The sequence below is a fragment of the Teichococcus rhizosphaerae genome (assembly GCF_002631185.1).
In the GTDB taxonomy this organism is placed as follows: domain Bacteria; phylum Pseudomonadota; class Alphaproteobacteria; order Acetobacterales; family Acetobacteraceae; genus Pseudoroseomonas; species Pseudoroseomonas rhizosphaerae.
In genome coordinates, this window is the sequence record NZ_PDNU01000044.1 from 18,000 (window position 1) to 38,329 (window position 20,330).

The following is a 20,330-nucleotide window of genomic DNA, read 5'->3' on the forward strand; positions in this document are numbered from 1 at the left end:
GCGACGATGCCGCTCAGGGGAGGGAGGTTTCCGCCGCGGGCCTCAGCCGCAGCCTTCGCCCTGCCTGCGGAAGTTCAGCACCCGGCCCTCACGCACCTCGAACGTCACGAGGCAGGGGGTCGGCTCGTAGCCGGAGCCGCCCAGGGGAAAACCGATTCCGATGCCGGTGCCCACGCCGCCACCCCGCCCATGGCGGCCGCCGCCGAAGCTGCCCGCGCCAAGGCCGAAGCTGAAGCCCGAGGAGGGGGGCGCGGAGGCGCTGGCGAAGTCATATTCCAGGAAGCGCCGCTCCTCCGTCTCGTGGACGCGCTGGGGCACGCCCAGCCCCTCGACCAGCCGCACCTCCGGCTGCCCCACATAGGTTGCCATGCTGCGGTCGAAATCGGCCGTTCCGCCGGTGGCGCAGGCGGACAGCGCCGTCAAGCCGAGGAGAAGAGAAAGGCGGGCTGGGAGCTGGCGCATGGCAATGGATTCTCCGGGCCATGCACAACGCGCATCCGTGGCAGGGGGTTTCCGGGGAATGCCGCTCGCCGCGACGGATCGGCGATCTCGCCTGACCTCAGCGTTGAGTCTCGTGACACTTGGCGGGCGGCGCCTGGCTTCCGGCGCGCCGTTCACGCGGCTTCCGGATCCGCGTGCGGGCCGGGCGCGGGGCGTGACACGGAAACGCTATTTGTCATGCTGACGCCGCGCATCCCGGCGCCGGCGGAACACCGCCCTGAACTCGGCATGGTTCAGGGCGACAAGAACAACGGCAACCACAATGATGACGACCAAGGGGACCAGCACGGAGTACGACATCAGCTTTCCGCCTCTCCATCGATGGGCAAGGGCATGTTGTTCGTGAGGCTGAAACGGCCTGTGAACCCCGTTCATGCCCGGCAATCTGCCGTGTAAACGGCGCGCCTCGGCCATGGTCACGCGGGAGATGCCGTGGCGGGGCCGCCTGTCCTGCACGATTCAGTGTCCGGCACGATCCTGTGTGATGGCAGGAGGCCGGCCCTGCCGCCGCGCCGGAAGATCAGGCGCGGCGGCGAGGATTTGGCGTCACCAGCCGGCGTTCGGGGCCTTTGGGATGGCTTCCTCCGCGAGCGGCTCTGGGTGGCAATCAGCCGCTACTGCCCCGCAGGCCGCCGGGCTATGCTGCGCCACAGCCGCGCCGCCGCTGGTCCGGCGGCAGCCCCTGGATCTGGAACGGATGATGAGCAAGCAGCCTGCAATCGGCATGATCGGCATCGGCCTGATGGGCCATGGCATCGCCTGGAACATCGCGAAGGCGGGCCATGACCTGACCATCCTCGACCACCCCGGGAACCAGCCCGTCGATGACCTGCGCGGCATGGGGGTGAAGGTGGCGGGCCGGATCGCCGACATCGCGCAGGCGGCCGACATCATCATCCTCTGCGTCACCGGCTCGCCGCAGGTGGAGGCGATCCTGGCCGGCGAGGATGGGGTGATCGCCCATCTGCGGCCCGGCACGGTGGTGATGGACTGCTCGACCGCCCTGCCGGAGTCCAGCCGGCGCATGGCGGCCGCGATCGCCGCCGCCGGGGGGCAGTTCCTGGACGCGGCGATGACCCGCCTGCCGCAGCACGCCCGCGCCGGGACGCTGAACCTCCTGGTCGGCGGCGACCCGGCCCTGCTGGAGCGGCTGCGCCCGCTGCTCGAGACCTTCAGCGAGAACATCACCCATATCGGCGGCGTCGGCTCCGGCCACCTGATGAAGCTGATGCACAACTATGTCTCGCTCGGCTTCCTGGCGCTGCTGGCGGAGGTCGCCGCGCATGGCCAGAAGGCGGGGCTGGAGATGGCGACGCTGATCGACGTGCTGGCCCAGGGCGGCGGCGGCGGCGCGGCCCTGCAGCGCATCTCCCCCTTCCTGCTGGAGGGCGACCCTTCCTCCGTGCCGTTCTACATCAGCAACGCCGCCAAGGATCTGGGCTATTACCGCCAGGCGGCCGGGGCCGCCGGCGCGCACCGCGTCATCGCCGATGCGGTGGGGAACACCCTCGACAGGGTGGTGGCCGACGGACACGGGCAGGATTTCGTGCCGCAGCTCGCGGAACTGCTGAAATCCTCCGGCAAGGCCTGAGGGGCCAACCATCCGGAGCGGCGTGCCCGGCTCATCGGCGCGCCTCCAAAAGCCGGCAGGCAGCGCAGGGCCACCCATCCCGGCCATGAAAAGGCCCGCTGCCTGCCCCGGCGGCGGGCGCCGCGCCGGGGCCTGTCCCGCCGCGCTCACCAAGACGCTATCGCCGGGGCGCTGAAATCGCTGCCTTTCAACCTGCTTCCCCCACGTTCCTCCCCTCGATGACGCCCCGTGGATGACACCGCGGCGCATGCACGGGATGGGAGTGAGGATGATCGCATCGGAGCCGGACAGCCTCCTGTCCGCGTGGCTGGCCGAACAGGCCGCGGAGGCGGGCGCCACGGGCATCGTCCATGTGGCGCGAAGCGAGGCCCGCGCCGGCCGCGTCGCCCGGGCCGTCCGGGCGCTGGAGCCGGGTCTGGAGGTCCTGCTGCTGCCGGCCTGGGACTGCCTGCCCTATGACCGCGCCTCCCCCTCGCGCGCCATCATGGGGGCGCGCATGGCGGTGCTGGCGCGCCTTTCCCGCCCCTCCGCCGGGCCGCGCCTGCTCGTGGCGAGCGTCGAGGCGCTGGGCCAGCGCCTCCCCCCGGCGGAGGCCACGGCGGGCCTCGCCCTGCGCCTGGGGGACCCGTTCGACGAGGAAAGGATCGGCCGGGCGCTGACACGGCTCGGCTATGTGTTCGACGACCGGGTGGACGAGCCGGGCGAGGCGGCGCTGCACGGCGCGGTGCTGGACGTGTTTCCGCCCGGCGAGGACACCCTTCCTTGCCGCGTGGAATACGCGGAGGGACGCATCACCGCCATGCGCCGCTACGACCCCCTGACCCAGCGCGGCGCGGAGGAGGAGGCCGAGCTGCTGCTGCTGCCCGCCTCCGAGGCTATCCTGCCAGAGGCGGCGGAGGAGGAGCGGGAGCCGGGGCTCGAGCATGCCCTGCCGGAGCTTTACGAGCGGCTGACGCCGCCGCTCGACCTGCTGCCAGGCGCCATGCTGGTGCTGGACCCGGAGGTGGAGGCGCTGCGCGGCGCCCGCGAGGCCGAGGTGACGGATGCGTACCGCACGCGCCTGGCGCTCACGCCGCCCACCGAGACAGCGCGGCGGCCTCCGGAGCCGGCGCGGCTCTTTCTCGACAAGGCGGACTGGGCGGCCGCGCTGGAAGGGCGGCGGGTGATCACCCTCGCCGAGCCGGAGGCGGACGCGGAGGGCGCGGGCATGCTGCCCGCCTTCACGGAGGCGGAGGACCCGGCCGAGGCCTTCCTGGACCATGTGCAAGAGCGCCTCGCGGCCGGCGGCAGGGTGGCGCTCGCCGGAGGCGGCGGGCAGCGTGGCCGGACCCTGGCGCGCCTGGCCGCCGGGCGGCTGGGCGCGCCGCCCGTGCCGCTCGCGGGCTGGCTGGCGCTGCGCGCCTCGCCGCCCGGCACGCTGGGGCTGCTCCAGGGGGCGCTTGATGCCGGCTTCGCCACGGGCGGGGACGCCGTGATCGCCCCGGGCGATGTGCGGCCCGCCCCCGCGCGCGCGCCCGGACCGGCCCGCGCCACCGTGCTGCCGGGAAGCGGCCCGGGGCTGCAGCCGGGCGATGCCGTGATCCATCTCGACCATGGCCTCGGCGTCCTGCGCGGGGTGGAGACGGTGGAGCTCGGCGGCGCGTCGCTGGACTGCCTCAGGCTCGAATATGCCGGCGGCAACATGCAGCTCGTGCCGCTCGACGAGATGGACCGGCTGTGGCGCTACGGCGCGGAGGCCGAGGGGCTGGCGCTGGACCGGCTGAACGGCGAGGCCTGGACAGAGCGGCGGGCCATGGTGGAGGCGCAGATCGCCGAGACGGCCGCGGAGCTGGCGCGGCTGGCGCGGCGGCGCGAAGCCCGGAAGGCCGCGCCGCTCCGCCCGCCCCGTTCGCCCTTCAGCCGGTTCGAGGCACGCTTCCCCTTCGCCCCCACCCCCGACCAGGCGGACGCCATCGCGGCGGTGCTGGCCGACCTTGCCTCCGGCCGGCCGATGGACCGGCTGGTCTGCGGCGATGTCGGCTATGGCAAGACCGAGGTGGCGCTGCGGGCGGCGGCGGCGGCGGCGCTGGCGGGGCGGCAGGTGGCGCTCATGGCGCCCACCACCGTGCTGGTCCGGCAGCACCTGGAAGGCTTTCGCCGGCGCTTCGCCGGCACGGGCCTCCGGGTGGAGCAGCTTTCGCGCCTCAGCACGCCGGCCGAGGCGCGGGAGGTCAAGGCGGGGCTGGCCGATGGCTCGGTGCGGATCGTGGTCGGCACCCAGGCCCTGGCGGCCCGCAGCGTGCGCTTCAAGGAGCTCGGGCTGCTGATCGTGGACGAGGAGCAGCGCTTCGGCGCGTCCCAGAAGGCGGCGCTGCGCCGGCTGGCCGAGGGCGTCCACTTCATGGCCCTGACCGCGACGCCGATCCCGCGCACCCTGCAGCTGGCCCTGGTGGGGCTGCAGGATCTCAGCGTCATCGCCACGCCGCCGGCGCGCCGGCAGCCGATCCGCACCACCCATGTGGTCCTCGACGACGTGGTGCTGCGGCAGGCGCTGATGCGCGAGCACCGCCGGGGCGGGCAGAGCTTCGTGGTCTGTGCGCGCATCGAGGACCTGCCGGCCATGCGCGAGCGGATCGCGCGGCTGCTGCCGGCGCTGTCGGTCACCGAGGCGCATGGTGGGATGCCCGCCGCCGAGGCGGACGCCGCCCTGCTGCGCTTCGCCGGCGGCGCGTGCGACGTGCTGCTGAGCACCAACATCGTGGAAACCGGGCTCGATGTACCGCGCGCCAACACCATGCTGGTCTGGCGCGCCGACCGCTTCGGGCTGGGGCAGCTGCACCAGCTGCGCGGCCGGGTGGGGCGGGGGCGGACGCGCGGCACGATCTACCTGCTGACGGACCCGGCCGAGCCGCTCTCCCCCGCCACCCTGAAGCGGCTGCGCACCCTGGAGGCCTTCGACCGGATCGGCGCGGGCTTCACCATCAGCGCCCGCGACATGGACCTGCGCGGCGCGGGCGACCTGCTGGGCGAGAGCCAGGCGGGCCATCTCAGGCTGATCGGCGTGGAGCTCTACCAGCACCTCCTCGGCCGCGCCCTGCGCGCCGCGCGGGGCGAGGCGGTGCCGGAGGACTGGACGCCGCGCCTCGTGGCGGACATGCCCGCCTTCATTCCCGAAAGCTATGTCGAGGAGGAGGCGCTGCGGGTGGAGCTGCACGCCAGGCTGGGCGAGATCCTGCGCCAGGAGGATGGCGGCGGGGCGGAGCATGCGCTGGAGGAGCTTTCCGGCGAGATCGCGGACCGCTTCGGGCCGCCGCCGGAGCCGGTGGGGAACCTGCTGTCCCTGGCGAGGCTGCGGATACGCTGCCGCCGCGCGGGGGTGGCCGAGCTGAAGGTGGGGCCGAGCGCCGCCGCCGCGACCTTCCGGGACAGCGTGCCGGCCGCCGGGCCGCCGCTGGAGCGGAAGGGAGAGCGGCTGGTCCTGCGCCGCGAGAGCCAGGACGCGGCCGGCATGCTGGCGGCCGCGGCCGGGCTGCTGGACCGCCTGCCGCGCCGGGCCCCGGGCCCCGCGCGCGCCCCGAGGGGGAAGGCGGGCGGCGCCGCGCCGGAGCGCGCGGAGGCTGGCCGGGCGCTTCAGGAGGCGGGCCAGGAGGGGTGATGCGGCGGCGCCTCCGCCGCGTCAGCGCGGCGGCTGCGCGACCAGGGGCAGGATCGTCTCCAGAAGCGCCGGCATGGCGGCGGGCGGCACCGGCAGCCGCTCCGCTTCCAGCACGATCTCGTCCAGCAGCCGGCCGGAGCGGGTGTAGAGCGCCAGGCGGAGCTCGCCCTCTCCGGCACGGGGTAGGCACACCACCTCCTCGCCCGGCGCTTCCTGCCGCGCCATCTCGACGAAATCCCGGATCTCCCGCAGCCCGCCGGCCTGCTCCCCCGCCTCCTCCAGGAAGTCGGCGATTTCGGCGCCGGTCTCGGAAAGCGGCACCAGCGCCAGCGGCACGCAGCCGCCCTGCGCCTCGAAGGCGGCCCCGCGCCAGCGCTCGAAAGCCTCGGCCCGCATCGCCTCCTCCGGGGCGAGCGGCGCGTCCTCGGCCGGCGGCTCGGGCAGGCCGGCCAGGGCGATCTCCTCCCAGAGCGGCACCTCCCAGTCGAGCTGCAGGCCGACCAGCACCCCGAAGCCGTCCCGCATCAGCGCCTCCGCCTCCGCGGCCGGCAGCATGGAGGGTTCCTCCCCCGCCGCCAGGGCGAGCAGCACCTGGCGCGTCCGCGTGGGGGTCAGGGCCGCGATGGCCTCCGGCGCGCGCCATTGCGGCAGCAGGCGCAGGGACCCCGCTTCCGGCAGGGCGCCGGAGGCCAGCAGGCCCTCCCCGAGCGCGACGGGGTCCGGCAGCGTGTCGTGCGGCAGGGCCACGGGCAGGGCCACCAGCGTGGCCCAGCCGGAAGGCCCCACCGGCGCGCCCTCCGCCAGCGACAGGAGATCCTGCGCCAGCTCCTCCGCCGCCTCCTCGCCATAGCGCAGCGCCACCTTGCGCGCCGCCTGCTCCAGCACGCCGTCCCGCCCCTGCGCGATCAGCGCCTCGGCCAGCGCCTCGAAGGCGGCGCCGTCCTCCCCGGCGAAGAGGCGCATCAGCCGGTCGGCCGGGGTTCCGGTGGCCTTCTCGGGGCGTGGCGTTGCGGCGCCCTCCAGCCCCAGCAGCCGCAGCGCCTCGGCGCCGTGCAGCACCGGGCCACGGCCGCGCCAGATGGAGTGGCCGGCGCTCCCGCCCGGCCGGGCGTCCCGCCAGCGCCGGGCACTGGCGCGGTCGGCCTGCTGCACCAGCACCACCACGCCGTGCCGCAGCATCTCGGCGGCCACGGCGCGGTTCATGACCCGCACCGCCTCCAGCGGCGCCTCGCCATCCGGGCGCAGGAGGTCCAGCGTCTCGGCGTCCGGATGGTGCGTCAGCACCACGGAGCGCAGCTCCGGCGCCAGCTCGCGAGCCCTGGCCCGGGCGCCGGCCACCATGTCCTCCCAGGGATCGACGGCTGATGCCACGCTGCGGTCTCCGCTGTCCGTTTCACAGGCGGGCAGCCTTAGAGCAGATCCCGCCCGGGTGAAATCACCCGAGCGGGTGAAGATGCCCCGGCCGCCCCGCACCGGCGGGCGCGTCCTCCGCAAGAAGCGCATTGCCCTGGCGGACGGGACCGTGGCTAGCTGGGAGGCCGCCATGGCAGGCCCGCCCGCGGGAGCGACCGTCCGGGGCCGGGCCATCGGATCGAGGAGGCAGGCATGTACGCGCTGGTCTGGCTGTTGCCCATCACGCTGCTCGCGGCCGGCACCGCGCTCGTCCTGTTTCTCTGGTGCGTGCGCTCCGGACAGTTCGAGGACCTGGACGGGGCCGCCTGGCGCATCCTCCAGGACGACCCGCCGCGGCGCGCATCAGGGCGCGAGGCGGATCACCGCGAGGGCTGAGCGGCCCTCCTCGTCGCGCGCGGCGAGCGTGACCTGCCACGCCCCGGCATCGGGCAGCACCACCTCCGCCCGCCAGCCGCCGCCACGGACGGGCTCGAACGGCAGCGGCTGGTCGGCGCCCGCATGGGTGGTGCGCTCGAGCCGCCCCTCGGCCATGGCGGCGGGCACGGGCGCGCCCGCGGCATCGCGCAGCCGCAGGGTCATCAGGTAGACGCCCCTGGCCCGCTTCTCGGCCACGGCGTCGAGGCGCAGCTCGGCCGTGGGGGCCAGCCGCGCCATGCCGAGGCGCCGGGGCGCATCGGCGACGAGCCCCGGATCGCTGCGCGTGGCCAGCACCGCCATGACCACGTCGGCCGCCATCAGCGCCAGCAGCGGGAACAGCGCCAGCAGGGGGATCCAGCGTCGCGCCATGGCGGCCTACTCGCCCAGGCTGCGCAGGTGCAGCACCAGCTTGCGGATCATGTCCTCGGACAGCCGGCCGGCAAAGGCGGGCATGACGCCGCCACGGCCGTGCCAGAGGGATTCGTAGATCTCCTTGCGGCCGCCGCCATAGAGCCAGACGGCGTCGGTGAGGTTCGGCGCGCCCATCTCCTGGTTCCCGCGCGCATCCTCGCCATGGCAGGAGGCGCAGTTCTCCAGGAAGGCGGGGGCGGCCCGGGCGGCGGCGGCGGCGTCGTGCTCCTGTCCCGAGGCGGCGCGCACCCATTCGACGAGGTCGAGGACCTGGCGCTGCTCCAGCATGCGCTGGGCGCCGAAGCCCGGCATCAGGCTGGTGCGCGTGTCCGGCGAGGCGGCCCAGCGGATGCCGACATGAAGGGTCTGCTCGATCGCCTCGGGCGTGCCGCCCCAGAGCCAGTCGCCATCCGTCAGGTTGGGGAAGCCCAGGTTCCCCCGCCCGTCGATCCCGTGGCAGGGGGCGCAGTTCTCCCCGAACAGGCCGCGGCCCGCGGCGGCGCCATAGCCGCGAAGCTCCGGGTCGGCGTTGATCTCGTCCCAGCTCGCCGCCGCGAAGCGCCGGGCGATGGGCGGCGCGCCCGCCTCGGCCTGCTCGACGGCGCGCGAAAGCTCGGCGCGGGAGCTCCATTCGAAGTATCCCCGCGTGGCGCCGCCGAACCACGGCCATGCCGGATAGGCGAACCACAGCCAGAGCGAGGCCAGGAAGGTGAGGAGGTAGAGATAGGTCCAGACCTTCGGCGGGCTGCTGTCGAGCTCCCGGATGCCGTCGAACTCGGGCAGGGCGTTGCGCAGGGGGGAATGCGGGTCGCGCTCCGGCGCGGGGCCGCCGGGCGGCGGGGTGGGGCGCGGGGGGAGCTGGTCGCCGAGGCGTCCTTCATCGGGCGGGGGTGTCATCGGCCGTCCTTCCCATCGTCGCTGAAGGGGATGCTGGCCGCCTCGCGCGCCGCCTCGCGCGCGCCGGGGCGGAACATGGAGACCAGGAGGCCGACGAAGACCGCGAGGAAGAACAGCAGCAGCCCGATCTGCGCCAGCTGGGCGAGGCCCAGGGGGAGTATGCCGGGCCCGCTCACCGCAGCATCTCCGGGCTGGGCCGCCGCCAGTCGAACTCGGCCAGCGTGCCGAGCATCTGGAGGTAGGCGACGAGGGCGTCCATCTCCGTCAGCCGGGGCTGCCCGTCGAAGTTGCGGGCCTGCGCCTTGGGGTAGCGCTCCATGAGGCCGCTGCTGTCGGCCTCGGGGTCGGCCTGGGCCAGCAGGTCGGCGCGCGCATTGGCCACCTGCTCCTCCGTGTAGGGGACGCCGACCCGGCCATGCGCGCGCATCAGCCGGTCGACCTGCTCCACCGGCAAGGGGGCCGAGGCCAGAAAGGCGTAGGAGGGCATGATGGAGGCGGCGACGACGTCGCGCGGGTCGATCAGGTGGCGCACATGCCAGTCGTCGGAATACTTGTTGCCGATGCGGGCGAGGTCCGGCCCGGTGCGCTTCGAGCCCCACTGGAAGGGATGGTCGTACATGCTCTCGGCCGCCAGCGAGTAGGGGCCGTAGCGCTCGACCTCGTCGCGGAAGGGCCGGATCTGCTGGCTGTGGCAGACATAGCACCCCTCACGGATGTAGATGCCGCGCCCCACAAGCTCGAGCGGCGTGTAGGGGCGCATGCCCGCCACCTTCTCGACCGTGCCCTCGATGGCGAAGAGGGGCGCGATCTCGACGATGCCGCCGACGGAGATCACGCCCAGGATGGCGAGGGTGAAGCGGATGGCGCGCCGCTCGAAGCGGCCATGCAGCCGGGCGAAGCGGGGGGATGAGTTGTCCGTCGCCATCGCCGCTCACTCCGCCGGGGCCGCCGGGGCCGCGGCCTCGGCAGTGGAGGGCTGGGGCTCGCTCACGGTCCGCCACACGTTCCAGGCCATGACCGCCGCGCCGCCGAGATAGAGCAGGCCGCCCAGGAAGCGCATCAGGTAGTAGGGCTTGGCCGCGATCACCGTGTCGAGGAAGGAATACCGGAGGAAGCCGAGCGAGGTGTAGGCGCGCCACATGAGGCCCTGCATGACGCCCGCGCCCCACATGGCGGTCACGTAGAGCATGATGCCGGCCAGCCCGAGCCAGAAATGCCACTCGATGGCCGCGCGGGAATGCATGCCCGGCCTGCCCCAGATCCGCGGCACCAGGTAGTAGATGGCGCCGAAGACGATGAAGCCGTTCCAGCCCAGCGCGCCGGAATGGACGTGGCTGATGGTCCACTCGGTGTAGTGGGACAGGCCGTTCACCGTGCGCACCCCCATGAACGGGCCCTCGAAGGTGGCGACGGCGTAGAAGACCACGGCCACGATCATGAAGCGCAGCACCGGGTCCGTGCGCAGCCGGTCCCAGCGGCCGGAGGCGGTCATGAAGCCGTTCAGCGCCGAGGCCCAGGAAGGCATCCAGAGCATGATGGTGAAGGTCATGCCCAGCGTCTGCACCCAGTCCGGCAGGCTGGTGTAGTGCAGGTGGTGCGGCCCGGCCCACATGTACATGAAGACCAGGGACCAGAAGGAGATGATGGAAAGCCGGTAGGACCAGATCGGCGCGTCCGCCTGCTTCGGCAGGTAGTAGTACATGATGCCGAGGAAGCCCGCGGTCAGGAAGAAGCCCACCGCGTTGTGGCCGTACCACCACTGCGTCATGGCATCCTGGACGCCGCCGAAGAGCGAGACGCTGTTGCTCTCGTTCCAGGCCAGCGGCACGGCGAGGTTGTTGACGACGTGCAGGATCGTCACGGCGACGACAAAGGCGAGGTAGTACCAGTTCGCGACGTAGATGTGGGGCTCGCGCCGCCGCAGCAGCGTGCCGACGAAGATGCCGAGATAGGTCAGCCAGACCACGGCGAGCCACAGATCCGTCAGCCATTCGGGCTCGGCGTATTCACGGCTCTGCGTCACGCCCATGACGTAGCCGAGCGCGGCCAGCACGATGAAGAACTGGTAGCCCCAGAACACGAACTCTGCCGCGAAGCGGCCGGGCAGCCGGGCGCGGCAGGTGCGCTGGACGCAGTAGAGGCTCGTGCCGATGACGGCGTTGCCGCCAAAGGCGAAGACCACGCCGCTGGTGTGGACCGGCCGCAGCCTGCCGAAGGTGAACCACGGCTCCGCGTTCAGCTGGGGCCAGACCATCTGCGCGGCGATGAACACGCCCATCGCCATGCCGACCAGGGCCCAGAAGACCGAGGCGAGGATGAAGAGGCGGACGACGTGGTCGTCGTAGTCGGGCGGTGCCTCCGCGCCTTGGAATGCTCCGACTTGCGTTCCGGTCCCGCTCATCTGGATTCCTTCTATTATCACGGCCCTGTGACAACATGGCAGGTCTGTAAGATTACTTGCTGCCCCTTCAATCCTGGCCGGCGCGAGTGTTCTTGCCTCTGCTCCCTTCTTGCCCGTAACCTTCCAGTGCTGCAACCGTTCTTGCGTGGCGGACAACGAAGACGCAGCCCTTTGTGATCCGTACAGGGAGATCCCGATGGCCCAGGACATGTCGCCGGCCCGACCAGACGCTGAGGGTTTCGGCTTCTCCCTTTTCGTGTGGGGAGCCTTCGCGGTCGCGCTCGTGGTGGGCGGCCTGCTGCTCGCGGCGCGCGCCGCCGACGACTACATGACCGTCAGCGGGTTCCTCTTCGCCCTGTTCGGCGTCTTCTGGGCCAGCCGAATCGTCACGCGGCTGCTGCCATGAGCCGGCCCGTCCCCACGCCCGGCCGGTTCGAGGACGAGCCCGTCGGCGCCTCCGTCGATCCGGTCAGCGCTTCCGCGGAACTTGTCGCGGCGGGCATTCCCGTCCGGCGCGCCTCGCCCGAGGCCATCGCGCGCTGGGTCGGGGCGGGCTGGGCGGATTTCCGCCGCAGCCCCGTGCCCGGCCTCGTCGTCGGGCTGGTCTGCGTCGCGGTCGGCTGGTTCATCGTGCTCGCCCTGTGGCGCATCGAGAGCGCGGTCTTCGTGCTGCCGCTCATCACCGGCTTCATGCTGGCCTCTCCGCTGCTGGCGGTGCCGCTCTACGAGGTCAGCCGCCGCCACGCCCGGGGCGAGCCCGCCGGCGCCGGCGCCCTGCTTGCAGGCTTCCGGCGCAACCGCTGGGGCATCGGCTTCATGGGCGCGCTGCTCATGCTGTTCCTGTATGGCTGGCTGCGCGTCGCGACGATGATCTGGTTCCTGTTCTTCGGCCTCGAGGCGCCGCCGCTCGATGCCTTCCTGGCCACGGCGCTGTCGGATTTCGGCTTCGTCCTCGCCTCCTTCGGCATTGGCGGCGTGCTTGCCACGCTGGTCTTCTCCATCAGCGCCATCAGCCTTCCCATGCTGGTGGACCGGCCGGCCGATGCCATGACGGCGGCGATGACCAGCCTTCGCGCCTGCCTCGGCAGCCCGGCCACCATGGCGCTGTGGGCGTTCCTCATCTCGATCCTGACGCTCATCGGCATCGGTGCCGCCTTCTTCGGTCTGCTGCTCGTGGTGCCGGTGATCGGCCACGCGACGTGGCACGCCTATACGGACCTGGTCGGCTCCGCGGCCGAGCGCCAGCAGCTCCGGGATTGACGCGGCCCGCCGCCATGCCGGGCCGCGCCATCCCCGCGCGCGGAAGCGGCGATGTCCGGCGCGGCCGCTGAGGCGCAGGGCCTTCCCCGCGCGGCCGCGGCGGCGCGGACGGGCTGCGCCCATTGCGGCGCAGCCTGCGCCGGCGGCGCGAGGTTCTGCTGCGCGGGCTGCGAGGGGGCGCACGCCCTGGTGTCCGGCCTCGGCCTTGATGCGTTCTACCGCCGCCGGGAGGTCGCCGATGGCTCCCTCCGCCCCGTGGCCGCGGCCCCCCTCGCGGATCTCTCGCCGCATGCGGAGGCGCTGGAAGGCGGCGAGCGGCGGATCGAGCTGATGGTGGTGGGCCTGACCTGCGGCGCCTGCGTCTGGCTCGTCGAGCAGAGCCTCGCGGCCGAGCCGGACGTGCTGCACGCGCGGCTTTCCCTGTCCAGCCGCCGCCTGACCGTGACATGGCGGGGAAGCGCGGAGCGCGCCAACGAATACGCCGCCCTGCTGGCCCGGCTGGGCTTCCGCGCCATACCCTGGTCCGGCGCCTGTCTTAGGGAGGCGGAGGACGCCGAGGGCAGGGAGCTCGTGCGCTCCCTCGGCATCGCCGCCTTCGGCGCCATCAACGTGATGCTGCTCTCGGTCTCCGTCTGGGCCGGGTGGGACATGGGCGAGGCGACGCGGGGCGTCCTCCACTGGCTCGCGGCGCTGGTCGGCGTGCCCGTGATCCTGCTCGCCGGGCGGCCGATCTACCGCAGCGCGCTGGGCAGCCTGCGGGCCGGGCGGCTCAACATGGATGTCGCCGTGTCCGCGGCCGTCCTGGCCACCACGGCCATGTCGCTGCTCGAGGCGTGGCGCAACGGTCCCTTCACCTGGTTCGACAGCGCGACCGCCCTGCTGGCCCTGCTGCTCGCGGGCAGGGTCCTGGACCGCGCGGCCCGGCGCCGGGCCCGCCAGGCCGTTTCCGAGCTTCTGGCCCTCCAGGAGGGGGATGTCTCCCGCCTGGGGCCCGGCGGCGCGGTGGAGGCGGTGCCGGCCGGACGGATCGCGGCGGGGGACCGCATCCTCCTGGCCATGGGCGAGCGGCTGCGCCTCGACGCGGTTCTGGAAAGCGGCGAGGCGCTGCTCGACACCAGCATCACCACCGGGGAAAGCCTGCCGCGCCCGGCGGCCGCGGGCGATGCCGTGGCGGCGGGCGCCATCAATCTCGGCGGGGCCGCCATCTTCCGGGTTTCCCGCGCCGCGGGGGAGGGATCGCTCGCGGCCACGGCGCGGCGGCTGGAGCAGGGAGAGCAGGCGCGCGGGCGCTTCGTCCGGCTCGCCGACCGGGCCGTGCGCCTCTATGTGCCCATCGTGCACGGGCTGGCGGCGCTGACCTTCCTCGGCTGGTGGCTGGGGGCGGGAGCGGCGTGGCAGCAGGCCTTGGTCACCGCGGTCACCGTGCTCATCATCACCTGCCCCTGCGGGCTGGCGCTCGCCGTGCCCGCCGTGCAGTCGGTCGCGGTGGGCGCGCTGTTTCGCCGCGGCGTGCTGGTGGCGGATGGCAGCGCGCTCGAGCGCCTCGCCACGGCCGATCATGCGGTGCTGGACAAGACGGGCACGCTGACGGCCGGGCGCCCCGTCCTCCTGCCCGGCGCCTGGTCGGCGGCGGAGCTCGGCGCCGCCGCGTCGCTGGCGCGCGCCAGCCGGCATCCGCTCGCCCAGGCGCTGGTGGCGGCCTGCCCCGCCGCGCCCTTGCGGCCGGATGTGCGGGAGGTCGCCGGTCAGGGCCTCGAGGCCGGCGGCGACCGGCTCGGCAGCGCCGCCTTCGCCGGCGCGGCGGAGCCGGCGGAGGCGATGGGGCTCTGGTTCCGCCAGGCCGGGCGGCAGCCGGTCGCCTTCCACTTCTCGGACCGGCTGCGCCCCGGGGCGCCCGCCAGCGTGCGGGCGCTGCGCGCCCTCGGGCTGGAGGTCGAGCTGCTGTCCGGCGACGTTCCCCGCGTGGTCTCGGAGGTGGCGCGGCAGGCCGGGATCGGGCGCTGGATCGCGGCGGCGACGCCGGAGGACAAGGTCGCCCGCATCGAGGCGCTGCGGGCGGGAGGCCGCCGCCCCGTGATGGTGGGCGACGGCATCAACGACGCCGCCGCGCTGGCGGCCGCCCATGTCTCCGTCTGCATGGGCGAGGGCGCGGACATCGCGCAGCGCGCCGCCGACCTGGTGGTGGGCCCCGGCCGCCTCGACGCGCTGCCGGTGGCCATTGTGGCGGCACGCCGGGCGCGGCGCCTGATGCGGCAGAACATCGCCTTCTCCCTGGCCTACAACGTTGTCGCCGTGCCCATGGCCGTCACCGGCCACGTCATCCCCCTGTTCGCCGCCCTGGTGATGGCCTCGTCCTCGCTGGCCGTGACGCTGAACGCCCTGCGGGCCAGGAACATCTGCGGAGGGAGCGGTCCCGGCTGAGGCGGCGGCGCCGCTTCGGCCTGGCGCAACCCCTCCGGGCACCGGCCAGACCCCTTGCGGATGTGACATTTTTATTGCGATGCTGCCGCCCAGGACCAACGGCCCCTCCGGCCGCGGGGCCGGAAAGAACAGGGTGGGGAAACGAAGATGCAGCGGTTGCTCATGACGCGGCGCGGGGCGCTTGGCATGGCTGCCGGCGCGGCGGCGGCGGTGAGTTCGGCCCCGGCCCGGGCACAGGCGGCCCTGGAGCCCCGGCTGGTCATCATCACCAGCTTTTCCCGCGACGTGACCACGCCCTTCGTCCAGGCCTTCGAGCAGCGCCACCCCGGCACCAAGGTGGAGGTGCAGAACCGCAGCACCACGGCCGCCGTGGCCTTCGTGCGCGAGACCCGCAGCAGCCCGCCGGACCTCTTCTGGGCCAGCGCGCCCGATGCCTTCGAGGTGATGAAGCAGGGCAACCTGCTCGCCCGCCCGCAGATCGACACCGCCGGCATCCCCGCCACCATCGGCGCGCAGCCGACGCATGACGCGGAGGGCCGCTATTTCGGCTTCGCCGTTTCCGGCTACGGCATGATGTACAACACGCGCTACCTGCGCGCGAACCGCCTGCCGGTGCCGAAGGAATGGGCGGACCTGAAGAACCCCGCCTATCAGGGGCATGTGGGCATCAGCTCGCCCAGCCGCTCCGGCACCACCCACCTGACCATCGAAACCATCCTGCAAGGGGAGGGGTGGGAGCCGGGCTGGGCGCAGCTCCTGGAGATCGCCGGAAATTTCGCACAGGTCTCGGACCGCAGCTTCGGCGTGCCGGACGCGGTGAACAGCGGGCAATACGGCATCGGCATCGTCATCGACTTCTTCGGCTTCTCCGCCAAGGCCTCGGGCTTCCCGGTGGAGTTCGTCTATCCCACCGTCACCACGCTGGTGCCGGCCAACATCGCCATGATCGAGGGCAGCAAGTCGCCGAACGCGGCGCGCGCCTTCATCCAGTTCCTGCTTTCCCCGGCGGGGCAGGAGGTGCTGCTGGACCCCAAGGTGATGCGCCTGCCGGTGCGGCCCGAGACCTATGCCAAGGCGCCCGCCGGCTTTCCCAACCCGTTCCGGGACCAGTCCCTCGGCGCCCGCGTGAAGTTCGACAACGGCGTTTCGGAAGCGCGCTACGAGTTGCTGAACAGCCTCTTCGACCGCCTGATCACCTTCCGCCTGCGGGAGCTGACCGAGGCCTGGAAGGCGGTGCACGCCGCCGAGGCCGCCCTCGCCCGGAGCAACAGCGCCCAAGGGCGCGAATTGCTGGCCCAGGCACGCGCCCGCCTGACGCGCGTGCCCGTGACCGAGGCCCAGGCCGCCGACCCCGCCATTGCCGGCGCCTTCCAGCCCGCGCGCCCGGACCGGCCCGCCGGCCCCCGCCAGGCGCAGCTTGAGGAGGAATGGGACCGCGCCGCCGTGGCGGCTTACGCGGAGGCGAGGCAACTGGCCGAGCGGGCCCAGCGCGCCAGCTGATGTCCACCACCGCCTTGCCTGCCGCAACCGGCCGCCCCTGGCGTGCCCGGCTGCGCTTCGACGCCTCGCCCGTGCAGGTGGCGGCGGCGCTGCTCGTGCTGGCCTTTCTGCTGGCTTTCCTGGTGGTGCCGGTGGGGCGCGTCTTCCTGGCCGCCTTCACGGATGGCGAGGGCCGCCTGACGCTGGTGCATTTCGGCGATTTCTTCCGCACCAGCCTGTTCCGGGAAAGCTTCCTCAACAGCCTCTATGTTGCGGGGATGAGCGTCGCCGTCGCCTCCGTCCTGGCGGTGCCGCTCGCCGTCATCGTCTCGCGCTTCCGCTTTCCCGGCGCGGCGCTGGTCAGCACGCTGGGCGTGCTGCCGCTGGTGATGCCGCCCTTCGTCGGCGCGGTGGCCATGCAGCTCGTCTTTGGCCGCAACGGCTCGCTCAACCTGCTGCTGATGGACTGGTTCGGTGTCCGGCTGGAGCTGATGGACGGGTTGAACGGCGTCGTCTTCGTGCAGGCGCTGCACTACTTCCCCTTCATCCTGATGAACCTCTCCGCCTCCCTCTCGAACATCGACACGGCGATGGAGGAGGCGGGGCAGAACCTGGGCGCGCGGGGCTTCACCCTGATGCGCACCATCGTGCTGCCGCTGGCGCTGCCGGGATATCTCGCCGGCGCCTCGCTGGTCTTCGTGAAGGTCTTCGACGACCTCGCCACGCCGCTGCTGCTGAACGTCACCAACATGCTGGCGCCGCAGGCCTATCTGCGCGTCACCTCCGTGGGTCTGGGCGACCCGATGGGCTACGTCATCGGCGTCATCCTCGTGGTGGTCTCCATCCTCGCCATGGGCGGTGCTGCGCTGCTGCTGCGCGGGCGGGACTATTCCATGCAGCAGCGCGGCGGCGGCGGGTTGGGGCGGCGGGAGATGTCCGCGGGCCAGCGTGCCCTGGCCTGGGCCTTCGTGGTGCCCACGCTCCTGCTGGTGCTGGCGCCGCATATCGGCATCGCGCTGCTCTCCCTCGCCACGGTCTGGTCCTTCAGCCCGCTGCCCGATGGCTACACCCTGGCCCACTTCAGCACGGTGCTGCGCGAGACGCCGCAATTCCTGACCAACACCCTGCTCTATTGCGGGCTGGCCGGGCTGATCGACGTGGTGCTGGGCGTCACCATCGCCTGGCTGGTGCTGCGCACCCGCCTGCCGGGGCGGCGTGTGCTGGACATGCTGGCCATGGCGGCGCTGGCCGTGCCGGGGCTGGTGCTCGGCATCGGCATCCTGCGCAGCTATTTCGGCGTGCAGCTTCCGGATGGCACGGCGCTGGCCACCTCCTGGATCATGCTCACCATCGTCTATGCGGTGCGGCGGCTGCCCTATGCGCTGCGCGCCGCAACGGCCGCCTTGCAGCAGGTCCACCGCAGCCTGGAGGAGGCGGCGGAGAACATGGGCGCGGGCAAGGTGACGACGCTGACGCATATCGTCATCCCGCTGATGGCGGGCGGCCTCGCCGCCGCCTTCGTGACCAGCTTCGCCACCGCGGCGGTCGAGCTTTCGGCCACGCTGGTGCTCGCCACGCGCGATGTCGATGCGCCGCTCTCCTACGGCATCTATGTCTTCATGCAGAGCCCGGCGGGGCGGGGCGCCGGCGCGGCGCTCGGCGTCATCGCCGTGCTGACCGTCGCCGTCTGCACCTTCGCCGCCAACCGCCTGGCCGAGCGCGAGCGGCGGCGGCGCACGCGCCAGCAAGGAACCGCACCATGAGCGAGCCCGCCGGCGTCGCGATCGAGCATGTCAGCTTCGGCTATGGCGCCACCCGCGTGCTGGACGGCGTCTCGCTCGAGATCCGCAAGGGCGAGTTCTTCGCCTTCCTCGGCCCCTCGGGCAGCGGCAAGACCACGCTGCTGCGGCTGGTGGCGGGCTTCGGCACGCCGGATTCCGGGCGCATCCTGATCGGCGGGCGGGACGCGACGCGCCAGCCGCCCTGGGCGCGCAATGTGGGGCTGGTGTTCCAGAACTACGCGCTCTGGCCGCACATGACGGTGGCCGAGAATGTCGCCTTCGGCCTGCAACGCCGCCGCGTGCCCCGCGCCGAGCGCGACCGCCGCGTGCGCGCCGCGCTGGACCTCGTGGGCCTCGCGCATCTCATGGACCGCCGCCCGGCCCAGCTTTCCGGCGGGCAGCAGCAGCGCGTGGCCATCGCCCGCACCCTGGCCATCGAGCCGGAGGTGCTGCTGCTGGACGAGCCGCTCTCCAACCTCGATGCGGGCCTGCGGGCCGGCGTGCGGGCGGAGCTGGTGGAACTCCAGCGGCGCCTGGGCCTCACCACCATCCTGGTCACGCACGACCAGGAGGAGGCCAATGCCGCCGCCGACCGCATGGCCGTGCTGAACGACGGCAAGGTGCTTCAGGTGGGCCGCCCGGCCGAGCTTTACGACCGGCCGGCCTCCCGCTTCGTGGCGGGCTTCCTGGGCACCGCCAACCTGATCGAGGGGCGGGTGGATGGCGGCGCCTTCCAGGCCGGCGGCGCGCGCCTGCCGCTGCCGCCCGGCGCGGCCTCCGGCCCGGCGGTGCTGGCGCTGCGGCCGCAGGCGCTGCGCCTGCTGCGGGAGGGCGATGCCACGCTCCCCGCGCGGGTGCTGCGGGCCGAGTTCCTCGGCGGCCATGTCCGCTACATCCTGGAGGCGGGGGAGGCCCTGACCCTGGTGGCGGAGGAGCCGCATCTGCGCGGCCTGGACCCGCTGCCGCCCGGCGCCCCGGTGGGCGTCGCCATCGATGCCAGCCAGGCCACGCTGCTGCGTGCGTGAGCCATCCGCCCATGAGCCTGAATCCATGACGAGGACATTCCCCATGCGACCCATCGCATTCACCACCCTGGCGGCGGGCCTCGGGCTTGGCCTGGGTGCCGCCGCGCTGCCCGGCACGGCCGCCGCGCAGGGCACGCTGAACCTCTACTGCTCCGTGCAGATCGAATGGTGCCAGGCGGCCGCGACCAACTTCCAGCGCGACACCGGCATCCGCGTGAACATGACCCAGCGCGGCTCCGGCGAGACGCTGGCCGCGATCCGCGCGGAAAGCCAGAACCCGCGCGGCGATGTCTGGTTCGGCGGCACGGGCGACCCGCATCTGGCGGCGGCGGAGGACAACCTCACCCAGGCCTATGAGAGCCCGAACAACGCCAATCTCCAGCCCTGGGCGCTGACGCAGTGGAACCAGTCGGGCAAGCGCGCCGTCGGCGTCTATGCCGGCGCGGTGGGCTTCGGCTTCAACACGGAGCTGCTGGCGCGCAAGAACATCGCCGCGCCCGCCTGCTGGGCCGACCTGCTGGAGCCGCGCTTCAAGGGCGAGATCCAGGTGGCCAACCCGAATTCCTCGGGCACCGCCTATGTCATCATCGCGACCCTGGTGCAGTTGATGGGCGAGGAGCAGGGCTTCGACTACCTGAAGAAGCTGCATGCCAACATCAACGCCTATGCCCGCTCCGGCACCGGCCCGATCAAGGCCGTGGCGCGGGGCGAGACGGGCGTGTCGCTGTCCTTCGTGCATGACGCGGTGGTGGAGAAGAACGCGGGCTTCCCCGTCGCCTACGCCACGCCCTGCGAGGGCACGGGCTACGAGATCGGCTCCATGTCCATCATCCGTGGCGCGCGCAATCTCGCCCAGGCGCGGCGCTTCTATGACTGGGCCTTGACCGAGGCGGCGCAGCGCCTGGGCTACGAGGCGAGCGGGCAGCTCCAGACGCCCTCCAACAAGAGCGCGCCGCTGCCGCCCAATGCGCCGGACCTCGGCCAGATCAAGCTGGTGGAATACGACTTCGCCAAATACGGCCGTGCCGCCGAGCGCCGCCGCCTGATCGAGCGCTGGGACCGTGAGGTCGGCTCGCTGCCCCGCTGAACCGGACCCGCC

At 73.0% G+C, this 20,330-nt stretch carries 18 protein-coding genes; 11 read left to right on the plus strand and 7 right to left on the minus strand.

Annotated elements, in window-relative coordinates:
• Window positions 1-42: 42 nt before the first annotated feature.
• Window positions 43-462: a hypothetical protein gene (locus tag CR162_RS18235; protein ID WP_141563216.1), complete on the minus strand. Its 420-nt coding sequence runs from the start codon at window positions 460-462 to the stop codon at window positions 43-45.
• A gap of 216 nt (window positions 463-678) precedes the next feature.
• Here CR162_RS18235 and CR162_RS22135 point away from each other — a divergent pair, with 216 nt between their 5' ends.
• The 3 genes from CR162_RS22135 (at window position 679) to CR162_RS18245 (ending at window position 5,726) form a co-directional block, all read left to right on the plus strand.
• Entirely contained in the window at window positions 679-897 is a 219-nt protein-coding gene (locus tag CR162_RS22135; protein WP_141563217.1) for a hypothetical protein, read from the plus strand.
• Window positions 898-1,201: 304 nt separating this feature from the next.
• Window positions 1,202-2,092, plus strand: coding sequence for an NAD(P)-dependent oxidoreductase (locus CR162_RS18240; protein ID WP_099096978.1), 891 nt, complete (start codon window positions 1,202-1,204; stop codon window positions 2,090-2,092).
• 268 nt (window positions 2,093-2,360) lie between these two features.
• A complete protein-coding gene (locus tag CR162_RS18245) occupies window positions 2,361-5,726 on the plus strand; it encodes a DEAD/DEAH box helicase (protein WP_099096957.1) in 3,366 nt (1,121 codons plus the stop codon).
• 21 nt (window positions 5,727-5,747) lie between these two features.
• Here the strand turns inward: CR162_RS18245 and CR162_RS18250 are convergent, their stop codons facing one another.
• Window positions 5,748-7,097: a hypothetical protein gene (locus tag CR162_RS18250; protein ID WP_141563218.1), complete on the minus strand. Its 1,350-nt coding sequence runs from the start codon at window positions 7,095-7,097 to the stop codon at window positions 5,748-5,750.
• A gap of 234 nt (window positions 7,098-7,331) precedes the next feature.
• Between CR162_RS18250 and ccoS the strand changes: the two genes are divergently transcribed.
• Window positions 7,332-7,514 (plus strand): cbb3-type cytochrome oxidase assembly protein CcoS, encoded by a 183-nt coding sequence (gene ccoS / locus CR162_RS18255; protein ID WP_099096959.1) that lies wholly within the window; start codon window positions 7,332-7,334, stop codon window positions 7,512-7,514.
• Here ccoS and CR162_RS18260 read toward each other — a convergent pair.
• From CR162_RS18260 to ccoN, 5 genes are read right to left on the minus strand one after another with little or no spacing between them, the layout of a single operon-like run.
• The gene (locus CR162_RS18260) at window positions 7,482-7,925 is read right to left on the minus strand and encodes a FixH family protein (protein ID WP_099096960.1); all 444 of its coding nucleotides are present in this window, start codon (window positions 7,923-7,925) and stop codon (window positions 7,482-7,484) included. The genes ccoS and CR162_RS18260 overlap by 33 nt on opposite strands.
• Window positions 7,926-7,931: 6 nt before the next feature.
• On the minus strand, window positions 7,932-8,864 hold the full coding sequence (ccoP, locus tag CR162_RS18265) for a cytochrome-c oxidase, cbb3-type subunit III (RefSeq protein WP_099096961.1): 933 nt from the start codon (window positions 8,862-8,864) through the stop codon (window positions 7,932-7,934).
• Entirely contained in the window at window positions 8,861-9,040 is a 180-nt protein-coding gene (locus CR162_RS18270) for a cbb3-type cytochrome c oxidase subunit 3 (RefSeq protein WP_218014926.1), read from the minus strand. Before CR162_RS18270 ends, ccoP begins: the two co-directional genes overlap by 4 nt.
• The gene (gene ccoO / locus CR162_RS18275; RefSeq protein WP_099096962.1) at window positions 9,037-9,789 is read right to left on the minus strand and encodes a cytochrome-c oxidase, cbb3-type subunit II; all 753 of its coding nucleotides are present in this window, start codon (window positions 9,787-9,789) and stop codon (window positions 9,037-9,039) included. Before ccoO ends, CR162_RS18270 begins: the two co-directional genes overlap by 4 nt.
• A 6-nt stretch (window positions 9,790-9,795) precedes the next feature.
• A complete protein-coding gene (gene ccoN, locus CR162_RS18280) occupies window positions 9,796-11,265 on the minus strand; it encodes a cytochrome-c oxidase, cbb3-type subunit I (RefSeq protein ID WP_099096963.1) in 1,470 nt (489 codons plus the stop codon).
• 196 nt (window positions 11,266-11,461) lie between these two features.
• On the opposite strand from ccoN, the gene CR162_RS18285 reads away from it, so the two are divergent.
• The 7 genes from CR162_RS18285 to CR162_RS18315 all read left to right on the plus strand — a co-directional run bounded on the left by CR162_RS18285 (window position 11,462) and on the right by CR162_RS18315 (window position 20,318).
• Window positions 11,462-11,671 carry a hypothetical protein gene (locus tag CR162_RS18285; protein WP_099096964.1) on the plus strand — a complete coding sequence of 70 codons (210 nt, stop codon included), beginning with the start codon at window positions 11,462-11,464 and terminating at the stop codon, window positions 11,669-11,671.
• On the plus strand, window positions 11,668-12,525 hold the full coding sequence (locus CR162_RS18290) for a DUF2189 domain-containing protein (RefSeq protein ID WP_099096965.1): 858 nt from the start codon (window positions 11,668-11,670) through the stop codon (window positions 12,523-12,525). Before CR162_RS18285 ends, CR162_RS18290 begins: the two co-directional genes overlap by 4 nt.
• Before the next feature lie 51 nt (window positions 12,526-12,576).
• Window positions 12,577-14,946, plus strand: a complete 2,370-nt coding sequence (locus CR162_RS18295; RefSeq protein ID WP_099096966.1) for a heavy metal translocating P-type ATPase — start codon at window positions 12,577-12,579, stop codon at window positions 14,944-14,946.
• 147 nt (window positions 14,947-15,093) lie between these two features.
• On the plus strand, window positions 15,094-16,446 hold the full coding sequence (locus tag CR162_RS18300; RefSeq protein WP_099096967.1) for an ABC transporter substrate-binding protein: 1,353 nt from the start codon (window positions 15,094-15,096) through the stop codon (window positions 16,444-16,446).
• The gene (locus CR162_RS18305) at window positions 16,446-18,188 is read left to right on the plus strand and encodes an ABC transporter permease (RefSeq protein WP_099096968.1); all 1,743 of its coding nucleotides are present in this window, start codon (window positions 16,446-16,448) and stop codon (window positions 18,186-18,188) included. Before CR162_RS18300 ends, CR162_RS18305 begins: the two co-directional genes overlap by 1 nt.
• Window positions 18,185-19,231 (plus strand): ABC transporter ATP-binding protein, encoded by a 1,047-nt coding sequence (locus CR162_RS18310; RefSeq protein WP_099096969.1) that lies wholly within the window; start codon window positions 18,185-18,187, stop codon window positions 19,229-19,231. Before CR162_RS18305 ends, CR162_RS18310 begins: the two co-directional genes overlap by 4 nt.
• A 43-nt stretch (window positions 19,232-19,274) precedes the next feature.
• Complete coding sequence (locus CR162_RS18315) at window positions 19,275-20,318, plus strand: ABC transporter substrate-binding protein (protein WP_099096970.1); 1,044 nt, start codon at window positions 19,275-19,277, stop codon at window positions 20,316-20,318.
• Window positions 20,319-20,330 lie beyond the last annotated feature (12 nt).

Bases quoted from the DNA above. Each gene is read 5' to 3' on its own strand.
- CR162_RS18235 (WP_141563216.1), bottom strand. From the start codon at position 462: ATGCGCCAGCTCCCAGCCCGCCTTTCTCTTCTCCTCGGCTTGACGGCG.
- CR162_RS22135 (WP_141563217.1), top strand. From the start codon at position 679: ATGCTGACGCCGCGCATCCCGGCGCCGGCGGAACACCGCCCTGAACTC.
- CR162_RS18240 (WP_099096978.1), top strand. From the start codon at position 1,202: ATGAGCAAGCAGCCTGCAATCGGCATGATCGGCATCGGCCTGATGGGC.
- CR162_RS18245 (WP_099096957.1), top strand. From the start codon at position 2,361: ATGATCGCATCGGAGCCGGACAGCCTCCTGTCCGCGTGGCTGGCCGAA.
- ccoS (WP_099096959.1), top strand. From the start codon at position 7,332: ATGTACGCGCTGGTCTGGCTGTTGCCCATCACGCTGCTCGCGGCCGGC.
- CR162_RS18260 (WP_099096960.1), bottom strand. From the start codon at position 7,925: ATGGCGCGACGCTGGATCCCCCTGCTGGCGCTGTTCCCGCTGCTGGCG.
- ccoP (WP_099096961.1), bottom strand. From the start codon at position 8,864: ATGACACCCCCGCCCGATGAAGGACGCCTCGGCGACCAGCTCCCCCCG.
- ccoO (WP_099096962.1), bottom strand. From the start codon at position 9,789: ATGGCGACGGACAACTCATCCCCCCGCTTCGCCCGGCTGCATGGCCGC.
- ccoN (WP_099096963.1), bottom strand. From the start codon at position 11,265: ATGAGCGGGACCGGAACGCAAGTCGGAGCATTCCAAGGCGCGGAGGCA.
- CR162_RS18285 (WP_099096964.1), top strand. From the start codon at position 11,462: ATGGCCCAGGACATGTCGCCGGCCCGACCAGACGCTGAGGGTTTCGGC.
- CR162_RS18290 (WP_099096965.1), top strand. From the start codon at position 11,668: ATGAGCCGGCCCGTCCCCACGCCCGGCCGGTTCGAGGACGAGCCCGTC.
- CR162_RS18295 (WP_099096966.1), top strand. From the start codon at position 12,577: ATGTCCGGCGCGGCCGCTGAGGCGCAGGGCCTTCCCCGCGCGGCCGCG.
- CR162_RS18300 (WP_099096967.1), top strand. From the start codon at position 15,094: ATGCAGCGGTTGCTCATGACGCGGCGCGGGGCGCTTGGCATGGCTGCC.
- CR162_RS18305 (WP_099096968.1), top strand. From the start codon at position 16,446: ATGTCCACCACCGCCTTGCCTGCCGCAACCGGCCGCCCCTGGCGTGCC.
- CR162_RS18310 (WP_099096969.1), top strand. From the start codon at position 18,185: ATGAGCGAGCCCGCCGGCGTCGCGATCGAGCATGTCAGCTTCGGCTAT.
- CR162_RS18315 (WP_099096970.1), top strand. From the start codon at position 19,275: ATGCGACCCATCGCATTCACCACCCTGGCGGCGGGCCTCGGGCTTGGC.